We start from the raw sequence: 15,330 nt of genomic DNA, 5'->3' as shown, positions 1-15,330 counted from the left end.
GGGAATGCCAAGGGGGTCGTCGTGCTGTAGACGTCTGCCACGGGGCTTTCCCCAAGGCTATGTGCGCCGATAATGGCGCATCCCTTCTTACCGCAGGAACCGACGATGATCACCACCGAACCGCGCATGACCAACCTGTTCCTGCAGCTGGGCCTGGACGCCAGCGCCGAGGGCATCGCCCGCTTCATCCGCGAGCATCAGCTGGCCACCGATGTGGAAGTGGTCGAGGCGCCGTACTGGAACGATGCGCAGCGCCAGTTCCTGTCCGAGTCGCTGCAGGCCGATGCGGCATGGACCACCGTGGTGGACGAGCTGAACGAGTCGCTGCACGAGGACGCGGTGAAGGCCGCGACCGGGCTGTAAGTAGACGCCGGGCGTGGCGGGGCGCTGGCGATTGCACGGCGGAAGCGGTGCGGACCAAGGTCCGCACCCACCGAGGGCGGTTCGACCCCACCGCTCATACGCGACCGATCAGTACTTCCAGGTCAACGCCAGCCGGGCCGTACGGCCCGGTGCCGGCATCACGCCCAGGGCCAGCGGGTCCAGGTAGTAACGATCGGTCAGGTTGTCCACGCCGGCTTCCACCGAGAGCTGGTCGTTGAAGCTCCAGCTGGCGAACAGGTCCACCAGCGTGGTTGGCCGGTACAGCTGCTGGATCGCCGACAGCCCTACGTTCCAGTCCTTGTCCAGCGTGCTGATCGGGCCGGCGTTGTGGACCACGCGGGTGCCGAAGGTCAGGCGCTCCTCGAACAGGCGCGAGCCCAGGGTCAGGTTGACCATGTAGCGCGGCGGGTTCTGGGTATTGGTGTACGAGCCCTCGAAGCCGCCGTCCACGCAGTCGGGCGTGTTGGCCAGCTCGCCGTTCCTGCGCTGTGCGCCGTAGGCACGGCGCTCGGCCGCGATGTCCGGCGCGCAGGTCTTGGCCTTGAAGTAGTAGTGCGCGGACAGATCGGCAAATACCTTGCCGCTGTCATAGCTGGACTGGAACTCCATGCCCGAGACCTTGAACTGGTCGACGTTTCGGATCAGGCCCGCCGACAGCGTGCGATAGTCACGGGTGATCAGGTCGTCGATGCGGGTATCGAAGTACGCCAGCTTCAGCGCCAGGCGGTCGCCGGCGGCGAACAGGTCGTAGCGGATGGTGCTGGCGCCGATTTCCCAGCTGCGCGCGCGCTCCGGCTTCAACTCGCCCACTGGCTTGGCGGCGGTGAACAGGCCCAGCGTGGTCTCGAACAGGCTCGGCAGCTTGGTGCCTTCGGCGTACTTCACATAGACCATGGTGTCTTCGCTGAAGCGGTAGGCCACGCTGGCGGTCGGCGAGAACGCGGTGTCACGGCGGCGGATCGGCTGCGACCACGTCCAGCTGACCGGCACTTCCAGGTCCTGCGCCTTGCCGGCGTCGTAGAAGTTCCAGCCACCGATGTCGGCCACCGTGCCCTTCTTGTACGGTGAGGCCAGCAACGATTCCTGGGTGAAGTTGCCGTTGGCATCCGGATACCAGTTCAGCAGCGCGATGCGCTTGGCCCGCCACGACGGCAGCGCCGGGTTGCCATTGAGCAGTTCGGTGTAGCGGTACTGGCCCTGCACCTCATAGGCATCGGGCGTGGCCAGGCGGTTGCGGTCGTGCACGTCCACGCGGTTCCAGCGGCCGCCGGCCAGCAGTTCCCAGTGCTCATCGGGCTGCCACTTCAGCGAGGCCACGGCACTGTATTCCTTGCGCTCGGCGTTGCGCAGGAAGCGGTTGTTGACCAGGTCATCGTGCATCACCGGGCCGGAGCTGCCCGGTGCGATGTCTTCGTCACTGTAGGACAGGCCGTAGTCGAGGGTGAACGCACCGGCGCGGGTATCGAACATCGAGGTGTTGCTGGCATCCAGTCCGAAGCGCTTCTGCCGCAGCGGGTTGCGGTAGGCGTCCTTGTAGCCGGGGTCGCCGCTGAAGCTGGGCGCGTCATACCACTCGGTGCGGCGGTCGAAGTACCACGGGGTGATGCCGGTCAGGCTGTTGTACATCACGCTGTCGGTATCGGTGTATGCAGCGTTGACACGCAGGTCGACCACATCGCTGTCCGGATTGAAGCGGTAGCGCAGGGTGTAGCTGTCCATGTCGACATGGCCCGGGTCCCACTGCGGAATGCGATCGCGGTCGACGCGGATGATCTGCGAGGCCATGATCTCGCCGGCGGTGCCTTCATAACGGCGGTAGCCGGCTTCCAGCGTCTGCGCGTCATCGATGCGCCAGGTGCCCTTGAGCAGCGCCGACTTCGAACGCGACGAGGTGTTGAACACTTCGGTACGCGGCGGATTCAGCGGTGCCAGCGTGCGACGGGTCTGCGGGAAATCATCGTAGCCGTGCTTGCCGGAGAAGTAGTTGCCGTTGTCGCGGTAGGCATAGGCGGCGACCAGATCGAAGCGGTCCCAGTGGCCGGCGCCGGCCACGTTGAAGAACTGGCTGCCGGTGGCGCTGCGGTCGGAACGCGGCGCGGCGCTGTAGGACGGCAGGTTGTTGGCGCTGGCGTTGGCCAGGCCGCCACGCACGCGTACGCCGAAGTCGCGCCCCTCGCGCAGCACGTCATCGATTTTCAGCGTCTCCATCTCGACCACGCCGCCGATGCCACCGGGGGCATTGGCCTGCAGGCTCGGGCCCTTGGTGATGGTCAGGCTGGAAATCAGGTCCGGGTCGAGGTAGGTGCGCTGCGATTGGCCGGCATAGCCACGGTAGGTATCCATGCTGGACTGGCCGCCGTCGATGATCACCGGCACGCGGCCCTGGCCCTGGATGCCGCGGATGTTGACGTCGAAGCCGTTGCCAACGCGCGGATCGCCGGCGGTGACACCGGCCACGCCCTTGACGATGTCGCCGTTGGAGGTGCCACGGAAGCGCTCCAAGTGCGTGCGGTTGAGCGTGGTGATGGAACCGACGCCGCGATAGCTGTCGAGCAGGCGTGCCTCGTCGCTGCCCGCGCCACTGTCGACGCGGTCGCCGGCCACGCTGAGCGTGTCGGTGACGATCACGCCGCTGTCGGCCTGCACCGGCATCGCCGCTTCCAGGGTCACTGCATCGGAACCGACCCGGCGCACTGCCAGGCCACTGCCCTGCAGCAGCTGCTGCAGCGCCTCGCTGGCCGGCATGCTGCCGCTGACCGCACGCGACGTCACCCCCCGGGCCAGAGCGGCCGGGTACACGACCTGCACGCCGGACTGGCGCATGTAGCTGCGCAGCGCTTCTTCCAGTGGCTGCGCCTGGATGTCGAAGCGCTGTACGGCGGCGTGGTCGGCTCGGTCGCTCTGTGCCAGCGCGGGCGGCGTGGCACTGGCCAGGGCGGCAGCCAGCAAGGCGATGCACAGACGGGACGGGCGCAGCACGCGGCCGGGGCGGTGGGAGTCGAACATGGGGAACCTGTCAGGTAATCGGTGCCGCAGGCGCGGCGTCATCCGCAACACAGGCGGACACGGCGACGTACGTGGCGGCGGCGGGTACGTTCGCGGGGTAAGACGGTTGGGCGCGCGGCAACCCCAAGAGCGATTTGCGGTCGCGGCAGGTGCCGACCGGCCGGTGATCGTGGTGGGTGCCGACCGTTGGTCGGCACACTGGAACCTTCATCCACGCATGGCGTGGATCTACTGGTGAATGATGGCGACGCCGAGCGGCAGCCGGGTGACCTGCAGACCTGCTGTTGCGGCCAGTGCATCCAGCGCCTGCTCCGGGCGATCGATGCGCAACGCCGCGCTTACCGCCGGCAGCTGCGATAGATCGCCGCGCACGAAGGTCGGGCCGGCGCGATAACGCCCCACCCATTGCACGGCGTCGGCGACGCTGGCCTGCTCCAGCAGCAGTTCGCCCTGTCGCCACGCGCCGACACTGTCGGCGGCCACGTCCTGCAGGCGCGTCACGCCACTGTGTCCACCATAGATCGCACGCTGGCCCACCTGCAGATACGTCCAGCCACCGTCAGCCGGACTGGCCACGCGCACCCTGCCCTGTCCGACCTGGGTTTCCACCTGGTCGCTGTCGCGTGCGACGGAGAACGCGGTCGAGATGTCCTCGACCGCGCCATTGCCGGCGCGCACGCTGAAACGTCGCTGCGCATCCGGACTGACCTCGAACCAGGCACGCCCGCGCAACAGCTCGACCTCGCGGGCGTTCGCATCAAAGCGCACGGCAATCGCACTGTCGGCGTCCAGCACCGCACGGCTGCCATCAGGCAGCAGTACGTTCTGCACCTGGTGCGTGCTGCGGTGATCGGACTGCAGGCGCAGCCACGCCTCCGGCCATGCCACCAGCATCGCCAGCATTGCCGCCGCAGCCATGGCCCAACGCCGTCGGCGCGGGCGTCGACCAGCCACGCGGGCCGGCTGCGCTCGCGGCCCGACGCTGCGCCACAGCGCGCGCTCGTGTTCGAAGGCCCTGCGATGCCCCGGCTGTTGCAGCCAGTGTTCGAACGCCCGCATGCGCGCGTCGCTGATATCGCCCGAGGCCAGCCACGCGATCCAGCCCCGGGCCTGTTCGGCCAGGGCATCGTCATTGGCGGCGGGCAGCGTGTTCGGCGGGCTCATCGGCTGGCGGACAGGCGCATTCAAGCGCGGGCGGAGGAACTAGACCGCATCCACGGTCCAGTGATCAAGACGTTCCAGTGAGGGCCAGCCCCAAGCCGGGCCGGTCATCGGCCGCTGCGTGCCCACGCCAGCCGCTGCAGCGCCGTGCGTACATGGTTCTCGACGGTGGTCACCGACACCCCGAGGCGGCGGGCGATCCCGGCCTGGGTCAGGCCCTGCAGGCGGTTGAGCCGGAAGATGGTGCGGGTCGGCTCCGGCAAGTGCCCCGCCGCATCAAGCACCCGCTGCAGCTCGTCCTGTGCCATGGCCTGTTCCTCGGTCGAGATTACCTCGTCCGGCCCCCACAGGTAGTGGTCGGCCAGCAGGCGGTTGCGCCGGGTCGATTCGCGGCCGTGGTCGGTGGCCAGGTTGGCGGCCAGCCGGTACAGATAGGCCCGCGGGTTGTCGATGGCCTGGCTGTCGTCGACCCCACGGGCCTTGAACCACACCGCCTGGATCACATCCTCGGCGCCATTGTCGCCGCCGAGGATGCGCTGCACCCGGCGCAGCAGTGCCGGCCGCTCACGGATCAGCAGTTCGGTAAGGGAGGCGGCATTGGAGGACATGCGCAGAACGGGACGACAGACGGAAGGCGCAGCGCATGCTACTCCGTTAATGAGAATCAGTCACGTTCGCATCAGTGGATGCAGCCGGTCAGCCCGTCATAGGTGCTCTCCGACGTGCCGGGCAACGGATCATGCAGCGGATTACGGGCCGCCAGCGCTGCATGGAAGGCCTCCACCGGGGTGCCAGGCACCAGCGGCAGCGGGCACAACCAGGTCGGTTGCCGGGCTACGATCGCACCGTCGTTCCGCGACACGGCCAGCTCACTGGCGGCAAATGCCCAGAGGCACTCATGCACCGTGCCGCGCCCCGCGTCCACCGAACAGCGCAGGCGCAGCGCACGGATATCGCTGTACTCACCCTCGCAGAAGGTGTCGCCGCAGATCGCGTCGAACCCGTGCTGCAGACGCCCTTCCAGGGCAAAGAAGCGGTCCCAGTTGGCTTCCTGGTGCGGGTAGTCGATCAGGTCCACGTAGGGAAAAGCGTGGGCGGCGGGCGCGATCAGCAGCGTGCAGAACAGTCCGAGTGACAAGGCGGATGGTTTCATCGGGAACTCCTCGGGTAGGTACATCCAGCCTGCGCGCGCGCGCCACCCGGACCCATCGGTCAACCCCGGCCCGCCGTGTCGGCGCGTTCCTCGCCCTGCCGTCAGCCCCCTCCCCCTGCACAGCGCCCGGCAAAGGCATAAAATGGGGAGCTATCCGTCTATATCCCCCACCTGGAGCACGACCATGGGTCTGGAACTCGTCTCGCCCGGCAAGAACCCGCCGGAAGAAATCAACGTCATCATCGAGATCCCGAAGGACTCGGAGCCGGTGAAGTACGAAGTGGACAAGGAGACCGGCGCGATCTTCGTCGACCGCATCCTGTCCACCCCGATGCGCTACCCCTGCAACTACGGCTACGTGCCGAGCACCCTGTGCGGCGACGGCGATCCGGCCGACGTGCTGGTGGTGCTGCCGCTGCCGCTGGTGCCGGGTTCGGTCGTGCGCTGCCGTCCGGTCGGCGTGCTGAAGATGAGCGATGAGGCGGGCAGCGACGAGAAGATCCTGGCCGTGCCGGTGTCGAAGATCTTCAGCGGCTACGCCCACGTGGAAGACATCGCCCAGGTGTCCAGCCATTGGCTGGAGCGCATCGGCCACTTCTTCGAGCACTACAAGGACCTGGAGAAGGGCAAGTGGGTCAAGCTGGACGGTTGGGGCGGCGCCGCTGAGGCCAAGCAGATCCTGATCGAGGCGCACCAGCGCCATCTGGACAGCAAGGCCTGAGCCTGAACCGGATTGCTCCGGCATGCCCTGCCGGAGCGATGCGGGTCACGTTTCATGACGACGGCACATCACTCTTGCCGCCGTATTAGGTAAATTGCGTCACTTCACACGTCGTCGACATCCATCGTCGAGACAGCCAGGGGAATGTGTCGTGCGTATTCTGCTTGTTGGGGATGCAGCCAGCCTGCCGGCCGAGCTGACCGAATTCATTGCCGATCTTGGGGAAGACTGGCAGCCGCTGACCGCCACCGATGGCCAGTCCGCGATGACCGCGGTGGCCACGCAGGGCGTGGATGCGGTGATCGTCTGCCCGCAGCTGCCGGATCTCAATGCCACCACACTGCTCGGCCAGATCCGGACCTTGCGCCCGGAAACCATCCGCATTGCGCTGGTGGACGCCCAGCACGGCAACCGGCCGCCGCCGGCACGCCTGATCGGCGTGGCCCACCGCTTCCTGCCGTTGCCGCTGGCACCGGAAGTGCTGCTGGAAGCACTGACCAGCCTGGAAGAGCTGCGCGAAGTGCTGGACAGCCCGCGCCTGCGCGACGCCATCGGCCGCATCGAGAAGCTGCCCTCGCCACCGCACCTGTATCTGAGCCTGACCCAGGCACTGGAGCATGACGACGACGCCGACAGCGCCGACGTGGCCAAGCTGGTCGCTGCCGATCCAGCCATCGCGGCCAAGGTGCTGCAGCTGTCGAACTCGGCGTTCTTCAGCCAGGGCCGCACCATTGCCGACCTGCGCACTGCCGTGACCCGCCTCGGCCTGTCGACGCTGCGCGATCTGGTATTGGCCAGCGAGGTGTTCTCGGCACCGACACTGTCCACGGCCGAGCGCAATTCACTGCAGCAGCGCGCCCTGCTTGCCTCGCGCCTGGCCGCACGCCTGCTGCCCGAATCCAGTGCCGAGCTGGGCGCAACCGCGGCACTGCTGGCCGACATCGGCCTGCTGCTGCCCGGCGTGCGCAACGAGCGCAGCGAACCGGCGCTGGCCGGTGAGACCCGCCCGGGCCATGCCGAAGCCGGAGCCTACCTGCTTGGCCTGTGGGGCCTGCCGATGCCGATCATCGAAGCGGTCGCGTTCCACCTGCAGCCGCAGCGTGCAAATACGCGCAGCTTCTGGGTGACCGGCGCGGTGCACGTGGCACTGGCACTGGTCAATGGTGATCCGGTGGACGAGGACTACCTGCAGCGCGCAGGTGTTCTCAACAGGCTGCCGCAATGGCGCGAGCATGCCAATGCGTTGATGGGACTGGTACCCAGCGAGACCTGAGCTGTCAACGCAGGAAGAACCTCGAAGGCGCGCCCAAAGGCGCGCCTTTTTTTGCATCAGCGCGCGCCGCAGGCATCTTGCACGCAGTGGCGATACTGCAGATCGCACAGGACCTTCGACTTGCCTGCAGCCAGGCATTCCTGACGCAGCTCCTCGCAGTACAGCCCGCCCCCACAGACGCCACCGGTCTGGGCAAACACCGCACCCACCAATGTTGCATAGATCAGTGCAGCAGCAGACAGTTTGTGCAACAGCGTGCTCTTCATCGCTCTCTCCATGTGCAAGGGTCCGCAAGTGGACCCAGCAACTGTGTTGATTGCGACACGACAGGAACGTGACTCCGCTCACCTTCCAGGATATTTCGGAATTCCCCTACAAAGAAAGAGGGCGGACCTTGCGGTCCGCCCTCCTGGTACTACTATCGCACTTCGAACTATCAGAAGCGCTGGGTGTACTTCATGTACAGGAAGCGACCGACGTCGAAGCCACCGTAGTAGGCGAAGCTCGAGTTCGGCGCCGAGTACTGCAGCGCACCGCGGTGATCGAACACGTTGTTCGCACCCAGGGCGATGGTGGCATCCCACGGAGCCTTCCAGCTGACCTGCACGTCGTGGAAGGTGTTGGAGCCGGTGTGGCGCAGCGGATCCGGCTCACCATTGGCGTAGTGGTTCGGAGCGTCGCACCATGCGTCGTCGATGCAGCTTTCCTTCATGCCCGAGTAGTAGCGGGCAGTCCAGTTGACGCCGAAGTCACCCAGCTCCCAGTTGACACCCAGGTTCGAACGGACGCGGAACAGGCCCGGCTCACCAACGCGACCGATGGTGATGTTCTCACCCTTCTTGTTCTGGCCGGCTTCGTCGTACTTGGCCAGGTAGCTGGTCTGCCAGTCGATGCTGAACTTGCCGATCGACAGTTCCGGCAGGCGGTACTTGACACCCAGATCGTAGCCTTCGGTCTCCATCGAGCCGAGGTTGGCCAGGCCGTAGGTCAGCGCCTCGATATGGCCATCAGCGGCACGGGTGACGCCTTCGCAGCGAGCTGCGTTGCCCAGCACGTAGCAGTCACGCAGGATGCGATCAACGCTGTCAGCGATGATCATGTTCTTCAGCTCGTAGCGGTACCAGTCGAGCGAGATGTCCAGGCCCTGCACCCAACGCGGGCTCCAGACCAGGCCAACCGTCTTGCTCTTGGAGGTTTCCGGCTTCAGAGCCGAATTCGAACCGCTGACGAACTGGTCCGGGGTCGCGCACGGGAAGGTGCTGCAAGGCGCGAAGCCCTGGCCGACCTGCACGTAGTTGGCCGGCACGCCAGCCGCGGCGCAGGCAGCATTGCCAGCGACGTTGCCCGGCGAGGTCGAACCGCACGGATCGGTATAACGCTCGAAGCTCGAGTTGGTGCCGCCGTACAGATCGTCAACGGTCGGTGCGCGGAAGCCTTCTGCGTAGGTACCGCGGACCAGCAGTTCGTCGATCGGGCGCCACACCAGGCCGAACTTCGAGTTGATCGTGTCACCGAAGTTGCTGTAGTCAGAGTAGCGGCTTGCGACGTTGAAGGTCAGTTCCTTGGCAAACGGCAGGTCCGACAGGATCGGCACGTTCAGTTCCAGGTAGAACTCATCCAGCGAGTAGTTGCCCGAGGTGGTGGTCGACGCCAGGCCGGTCGACTGGCCCGACTGACGGAAGGCGTCCGGCACGAAGCGGCCTTCTTCCTTGCGGTGCTCGTAGCCCATGGCCACACCCAGGTCACCGGCCGGCAGCTCGAACAGCGAACCGGACAGGTTGGCGGTGTAGCTGGTGGTCTTGGTCACACCAGTGTCGGTGTAGGTCGGGAACAGGAAGTTCTGCAGATCACGGTCGGCAAGCGAGCCCTGGCCGTTGACGCCGTAAGGCAGCAGCGGGTTCCACGGGCGACACTGGCTCAGCGGGATCGGATTGGCGGCGGTCCCGCACTGAGCAACGCCCTGGCCGTTGATGAACGACTTGCCAAGTGCCTGCTCGGAAGCGATCAGGCTCATGTCGCCGTAGCCGGTCTTGGTCAGCTCGTTGCGGTTCCACAGCGCGCCAACGTCCCAGTCCCAGGTCTTGCCGGCAAACTCGAAGAAGCCACTCAGGCTCGGCGCGAAGCGCAGGGTCTTGAGGTCGCTCTTGGTGGTACGCGGCACTTCCCACAGGCGGCGACGGAACTCAACGTCCTGGCCGATCGGGTTGAACGCGCTGTCCTTCGACAGCGGGGTACCGAACGACAGCGACTGGTACGGGTAACCCGCGATCTGCTGGTCGGTGGTGCGCTGGTTGTACAGCACGTCAGCATTGAAGGTGATCGAGTCGGCCAGATCGTAGCTGCCGTTGACATACACGGACTTACGCTCGATGCCGGTCTGCACCATCATCTGCTGGTTGGCGTTGGAGTACTCGGCCGGAGTCAGCAGGTGGTAGTCGGCCGCATTCTTCGGGTCACCGCCCGGATTCAGGGTCTTCCACTCCGGCTGCGGCTGGCCTGCAGCGCGCGGCTTGCAGTCGCCCCACACGCGCGGGTCGCACCAGGTGCTGTTCTGGCTCAGCGGGCTCCAGTCGGCAGAGGTCGAATTCGGGCCCAGGCCGCCGTCGCGGCTGAACCAACGATCCTTCGCCCACACCGGATCCTGCTTGGAGTACTCGGCCGACAGGGTCACGCCGCCACGCTCGCCTTCAGAGCCGAGGGTGAACGAGTAGGTGTTGGTGTCGCCGTCGCCGCGGCCGTACTGGCCAACGTAGACGCTGGCTTCAGCACCATCGAAGCGCTTGCGGGTGATCACATTGACCACGCCAGCAATGGCGTCCGAACCGTAGATGGCGGAGGCGCCATCCTTCAGCACTTCGATGCGCTCGACGGCGGCCATCGGAATCTGGCTCAGATCCTGGTAGCCGGCAGTGGTCGCGCCCAGGCGCTTGCCGTTCATCAGCACCAGGGTGCGCTGCGCGCCAAGGTTGCGCAGGTCGACGTAGTAGCCGCCAACGTTTTCGCCGGAGGACAGCGAGTCCGCGCGGGAAATGGCCGGCGAACCTGCCGAGGTCAGGTTCTGCAGGACATCGGCGACGGTGGTGTAGCCCTGCTTTTCCAGGTTCTCACGGCTCAGCGTGAGGACCGGCTGCTGGGTCTCCATCGAGGCGCCGCGGATGCGCGAGCCCGTGATTTCGATGCGATCCAGGGTGGTCGCATCCTTTGCTTCCTGCGCAGAAGCAAAGGCGGGCGTCAGCGCCAACGCAATGCCAGCCGGCAGAAGGCCCAGCCGCACTGCGGGATTACGAACGTTCATCTATCTCTCCAAGGTACGTGTTAGCAGCGTGTTAAAACACCCCAGCACGTTACGATTGCGTTGCAGCGCTGTATTTGCGCGAGCCAACCGGAGACTTTGCAGATTGTGGCGGCAGCAAGCCGCCGTTTTCCCTGAAGCGCGATGCCGACTGGCCGTAGCGGGCGCGGAACGCACGCGCGAAGCTGCAGCAGTTGTCGAAGCCACTGGCCGCAGCGACCTCGCCAACCATCATGTCGGTGTCCCGCAGCAGGTCGGCCGCCCTTTCCAGGCGCAAACGTGCTGAAAGCGACTGCGGGCTTTCCTCGTACAGGCTCTGGAAGGTCTTGGAGAGATACCAGCTGGAGAAGTTGGTCAGCTCGGCCAGTTCACCGATGCGCACCACGCGGTGGCTGTTGCCTTCCAGGTACAGGCGGGCGCGCTGCATGCGGCCGAATACCTGGCGCTTGCGGCTGCGCGAGCGACCCGGGCAACGCTGCACGTTGTCGGCCAGCCCACGCTGCAGGCCCGCCAGATGCAGCAGCAGCGGGCGCAGTGCCTGTGCCGGCTGGCCACTGGCCAACGCATCGCGCCACAGGCGCAGCGCAACGCGGGCATCGCCACGGCTCATGCGGCCACGCCCGGCGTACAGGCCGCAGTCGGCCATCTCGGCCAGCACGCGCAGTGCTTCGACCGTCAGGTTCAGGCCAACGCACAAGCCGTTGCGGCCTGCCTGCACCAGCGGCCGCGACTCTTTCTCGAAGGCGATCCACTCGCCCTGGCGCAAGCGGAAGCGTCCTTCCTTGGCTTCCACCCAGGAGCTGCCGCGCACCTGCATCCACACAGTGAAGCTGCTGCCTGCGGTCTGCAGGCTGCCGAGCCGGGCCACGCCCAGGCAGGTCGGCGCAGCATCGTCGAGCGACCGGTCCAGAGAGACGGTTTGGCCGCGATCGGCCAGGGAGAGTTGACGCATGGGGGCACCACGGTTTGCCTAGTACAGGCCTCCGTTTTGCCAAATCAGGCGGCACCACGTCAGGAAAGTCAGACGAGATCGCCACGAATTCGCGGCGAGGTCGCCACGAAGAAATTACGAAGGCCCATTTCCGTTGAACAACAACAACTTGGAGAACGCCGGAAGCAGCGTCGGCGAGCGCTCGGGCAAGCGCATCACGCCGATGTCGGCACCGTCGCTGACCGCCATTGCCACGAACAGCGTGTGCCCATCGGCGCCGGCACTCAGCCCGTTGCCGGCACTGAGGCGTTCCGCATCCAGACAGCGTTCCGGTTCCTCGCGCCCGGCCTGGATCAGCACCAGTGTCGTGCCACAACGGGTGGACGTACCGAGGTAGCCGATCGCGTTGCTGCCGGCCACGGTCCAGGCACGGTACCGCCACCGACTGGGCCGGTCATCGCTGATCTGCTGCACGCTTGCCGGTGCCAACGCCGCATCCACCGACCACAGGCCTCCTGCGGCCAGGCGTGTGAACAGCACTCGCCCGCTGCTGCGATCGAACCGCGCCTGCGAAACACCGTCGATGCTGGCCAGGCGGCGCCAGGGCTGCACGCTTCGATCAAACAGGCTCAGCCGGGTCTGTTGCTGGTCATCGCGCTCGACCACCAGCAGCTGGTCCGGGCGTGCCCCGTACAGTGCCTGCAGCGGCTGCTCCGACGGGACAGGCAACGCCTGGACGCGTTCGTCACGTGGGGCGATCTCATAGACCACCGTGCGCCCGTGCTCGTCGCGCGCCACCACCAGCAACCGCCGGCTGTCGGCCGACCAGTCCGGTGCCTGGCGTGCCTCTGGTCGCAATCCTTCGATAGGCCGCAGCGAATCGGGGCGCTCCATGTCCGCCCACCACAGCGCGAAGCTGCCTGAACGATCGGACGTGAACACCAGTTGGCGTCCATCCGGCGCCGCCATCGGCTGCCCATCCCGGCCACTGGACGCAAACAGGCGCTGGGGCGGCGAGCCGCCTTCCATCGGCACCTTGAAGATGCCGAACTGCGCGCGGCGGTGGACGAAGGCCAGCATGCCCGCGCGGCGCGCAGTGGCCGGCCACTGTGCGTCGTCGAGCCCGGCATCGCGCAGCGTGCGGCTCTCTACGTCCAGGTAGTACAGGCGCACTTCACTGTCGACACGGCGCCCAAACACGATCGTCCGGCCATCACGCAACCAGGCCCAGCCACGCAGTTCAGCGGCCTCGTTGGTCAGCTGCTCGGGCGTGCCACCCGCGGCCGGCATGCGCCACAGATCGCCCAGCTGCGGATTGCGCACGAATACCAGCCACTTGCCATCAGGCGAGTAGCGCGGCGCATAGTCGAAGTCATCCTCGGCGACGCCGTAGTCCAGCGCCTCCCATTGGCCACTGGCCAGATCAAGCTTGCGGATGCCGCGATGGGCATAGCGCCCCACCATGCTGCCGAACACCAGGCCACGGCTGTCTGGCGTCCAGTCGAAACTGAGCAGCTCGGTGCCATCGCACCGCGTGGCCTGGCGCAGGGCACCGCCGGTCGCGCTGGCAATCAGCACCTGGCAGCCGCCGTTGTTGCTGAACCGCGCGAAGGCGATCTCGCGTCCATCCGGCGACCAGCTCGGGAAGCGGTCAACCGAGCCGGCCGGCGGAGCCAGCAGCTGCCGCGCTGGCGCGTTGCCGGAGGTCTGTACCTTGATCGCCCCACCGCCCTGCCCGTCTTCGTTGGCGCCCTCATAAGCCACCAGCGAACCATCGGGTGAAAGCGTGGGATAGGTTTCAAAGCCGCTGGTCGCGGTGATCAACCGATAGGGACGCTGCGGGCTGCCGATCACGCGCGTGCCATTCTCCACGGCCGCGTCCACCGCTGAACTGCTGGCCGGTGCCCGCCGCAGCAGCAGCGCGGCCAGCACCACCACCGTGGCCAGCATCAGCACGCCCAGCACCAGCAGCACGCGCCGGCGGACATGGCGCCAGCGGCGGCGCGATGCCTGCACGTGTGCCGGCATCTCCTCGGCGATGCCCATCACCGGTTGCACGTCCGCGATTCCGTCATCGGCTCCTGCGGACGGTGCCGCCTCGACATCGTCCAGTACCTGCACCGGCACCAGCAGGCGATAGCCGGTCTTGGCGATGGTCTCGATATAGGCCTGGCCGTTGTCGTCGTCGTTGCTGAACGCCTTGCGCAGCTGGGTGACGGCCTGGGTAAGCACATCGTTGGTCGGCAGCGTGTCCGGCCAGACTTCCGCGAACAGTTCATCGCGGGTGACAACACGCCCGGGCTGGCGCAGCAGTACACGCAGCACGCCCAGCGCCTTCGGCGTCAGCCGACGCGGGCGACGCGCACCGACGACCTCGACTTCTCGCGAGGACAGAGTGACAGTGCACTCTCCGATCCGGATCCGATCGAATCCGGGGGACTGGTTTTCACTGCTGTTCATTTTCCGCTACACAGTAGAGACAGGTCCGGGGCAGCGTTTGCCTTCGATACCCTCCCGTCCTGGGAACAGCAAAAAGCCAGACTCCGCACAAAGCATCGGCGCATACCGCAAAAACAATGAAGCGGGCGAATACTAGCCTATGCGGGTTACCTCGCCTATCGCGTGGTCGACATCCAGGCTCTCTCTCGCCGACGCATTCACATAATTTGCTGCACCATTCGCGCCCTGCGGGGCGCGAAATTTTTATCTGGCGTTCATTTTCACATGCGCCGCAGCATGGTCAATCCGACCAGTCGCGAAACCACCAAAGCCACGTACATCACGCCTGAAAACTGCTCCAGCATGACCAATGCACGCGCCTGCGGATGCAGTGGCACGACGTCGCTCAGGCCGACACCCGAGAGCAAACTGAAGCTCAGATAAAGCAGTTCCATCCAGGTGCGCTGTGCACCACCACCGGTGCCCTGGAAACTGCCCGGATACCACTGCTGGCACACGGCGAAAGCAAACGCGAAGGCCCAGGCCAGCAACGTGAATGTCGCACCTGCCGCGAACAGTTCATCGCGGGTGACTTTATGGTCCTGGAGCATGTAGGCGATGAGTGCACCGGCCGTATAGAAGTACAGCAGGCTTTCCAGCAGCTGCGCGGTGGTCAGCAGCGCACTGCGATCCAGCAATGCACCGGCCAGCGAGAACACCACCGAAGGAATGGCCAGCAGCAGCGCCAGCCAGGTGCCCAGCGGGCTGCGCTGGACCACCCACAGCGCCAGGCCGAGTACCGCCATGCCGAACATGCCCAGCGCCGCGCGGCCCGCAGCGGTGTCATCCAGCGCGGGGTACAGCAGCACGGCGATCAACTGGGCCCCCAGCAGCCAGGCCGAAGGATGACGGCGGGCAATGGCCAGCCAGCGGGTGGTGATGGCAACGGGCATGGCGTCCTTTCCCCAGG

12 protein-coding genes are annotated in these 15,330 nt (G+C 66.2%); 3 read left to right on the top strand and 9 right to left on the bottom strand.

Annotated features, from left to right (window positions below; translation table 11 throughout):
- Nucleotides 1–105 precede the first annotated feature (105 nt).
- Nucleotides 106–363, top strand: coding sequence for a DUF2789 domain-containing protein (locus N5C25_RS11950; protein ID WP_006390068.1), 258 nt, complete (start codon nt 106–108; stop codon nt 361–363).
- 108 nt (nt 364–471) lie between these two features.
- Here the strand turns inward: N5C25_RS11950 and N5C25_RS11945 are convergent, their stop codons facing one another.
- From N5C25_RS11945 to N5C25_RS11930, 4 genes are all read right to left on the bottom strand, one after another.
- Nucleotides 472–3,390 (bottom strand): TonB-dependent receptor, encoded by a 2,919-nt coding sequence (locus tag N5C25_RS11945; protein ID WP_058983516.1) that lies wholly within the window; start codon nt 3,388–3,390, stop codon nt 472–474.
- Nucleotides 3,391–3,618: 228 nt separating this feature from the next.
- Nucleotides 3,619–4,554 carry a FecR domain-containing protein gene (locus N5C25_RS11940; protein ID WP_251102309.1) on the bottom strand — a complete coding sequence of 312 codons (936 nt, stop codon included), beginning with the start codon at nt 4,552–4,554 and terminating at the stop codon, nt 3,619–3,621.
- A gap of 104 nt (nt 4,555–4,658) precedes the next feature.
- Nucleotides 4,659–5,159 carry an RNA polymerase sigma factor gene (locus N5C25_RS11935; protein WP_019662030.1) on the bottom strand — a complete coding sequence of 167 codons (501 nt, stop codon included), beginning with the start codon at nt 5,157–5,159 and terminating at the stop codon, nt 4,659–4,661.
- A gap of 71 nt (nt 5,160–5,230) precedes the next feature.
- Nucleotides 5,231–5,704, bottom strand: a complete 474-nt coding sequence (locus N5C25_RS11930) for a hypothetical protein (RefSeq protein WP_251102310.1) — start codon at nt 5,702–5,704, stop codon at nt 5,231–5,233.
- Nucleotides 5,705–5,888: 184 nt separating this feature from the next.
- Here N5C25_RS11930 and ppa point away from each other — a divergent pair, with 184 nt between their 5' ends.
- Entirely contained in the window at nt 5,889–6,425 is a 537-nt protein-coding gene (gene ppa / locus N5C25_RS11925) for an inorganic diphosphatase (RefSeq protein ID WP_005410935.1), read from the top strand.
- A 151-nt stretch (nt 6,426–6,576) separates the two neighbouring features.
- Nucleotides 6,577–7,698 (top strand): HDOD domain-containing protein, encoded by a 1,122-nt coding sequence (locus N5C25_RS11920; protein ID WP_251102311.1) that lies wholly within the window; start codon nt 6,577–6,579, stop codon nt 7,696–7,698.
- Nucleotides 7,699–7,754: 56 nt separating this feature from the next.
- Here the strand turns inward: N5C25_RS11920 and N5C25_RS11915 are convergent, their stop codons facing one another.
- From N5C25_RS11915 to N5C25_RS11895, 5 genes are all read right to left on the bottom strand, one after another.
- On the bottom strand, nt 7,755–7,964 hold the full coding sequence (locus tag N5C25_RS11915; RefSeq protein WP_010483987.1) for a hypothetical protein: 210 nt from the start codon (nt 7,962–7,964) through the stop codon (nt 7,755–7,757).
- Nucleotides 7,965–8,134: 170 nt separating this feature from the next.
- Complete coding sequence (locus N5C25_RS11910; protein WP_010483986.1) at nt 8,135–10,993, bottom strand: TonB-dependent receptor; 2,859 nt, start codon at nt 10,991–10,993, stop codon at nt 8,135–8,137.
- Between the two features lie 49 nt (nt 10,994–11,042).
- On the bottom strand, nt 11,043–11,942 hold the full coding sequence (locus N5C25_RS11905; RefSeq protein ID WP_010483985.1) for a helix-turn-helix transcriptional regulator: 900 nt from the start codon (nt 11,940–11,942) through the stop codon (nt 11,043–11,045).
- Between the two features lie 114 nt (nt 11,943–12,056).
- The gene (locus N5C25_RS11900) at nt 12,057–14,381 is read right to left on the bottom strand and encodes a winged helix-turn-helix domain-containing protein (protein WP_279936990.1); all 2,325 of its coding nucleotides are present in this window, start codon (nt 14,379–14,381) and stop codon (nt 12,057–12,059) included.
- 260 nt (nt 14,382–14,641) lie between these two features.
- A complete protein-coding gene (locus tag N5C25_RS11895; RefSeq protein ID WP_010483983.1) occupies nt 14,642–15,313 on the bottom strand; it encodes an ion channel in 672 nt (223 codons plus the stop codon).
- Between the last annotated feature and the right edge of the window lie 17 nt (nt 15,314–15,330).

This window comes from Stenotrophomonas sp. GD03958 (genome assembly GCF_029839005.1).
Lineage (GTDB): Bacteria > Pseudomonadota > Gammaproteobacteria > Xanthomonadales > Xanthomonadaceae > Stenotrophomonas > Stenotrophomonas hibiscicola.
This window is presented reverse-complemented; position numbering and strand designations above follow the sequence as displayed.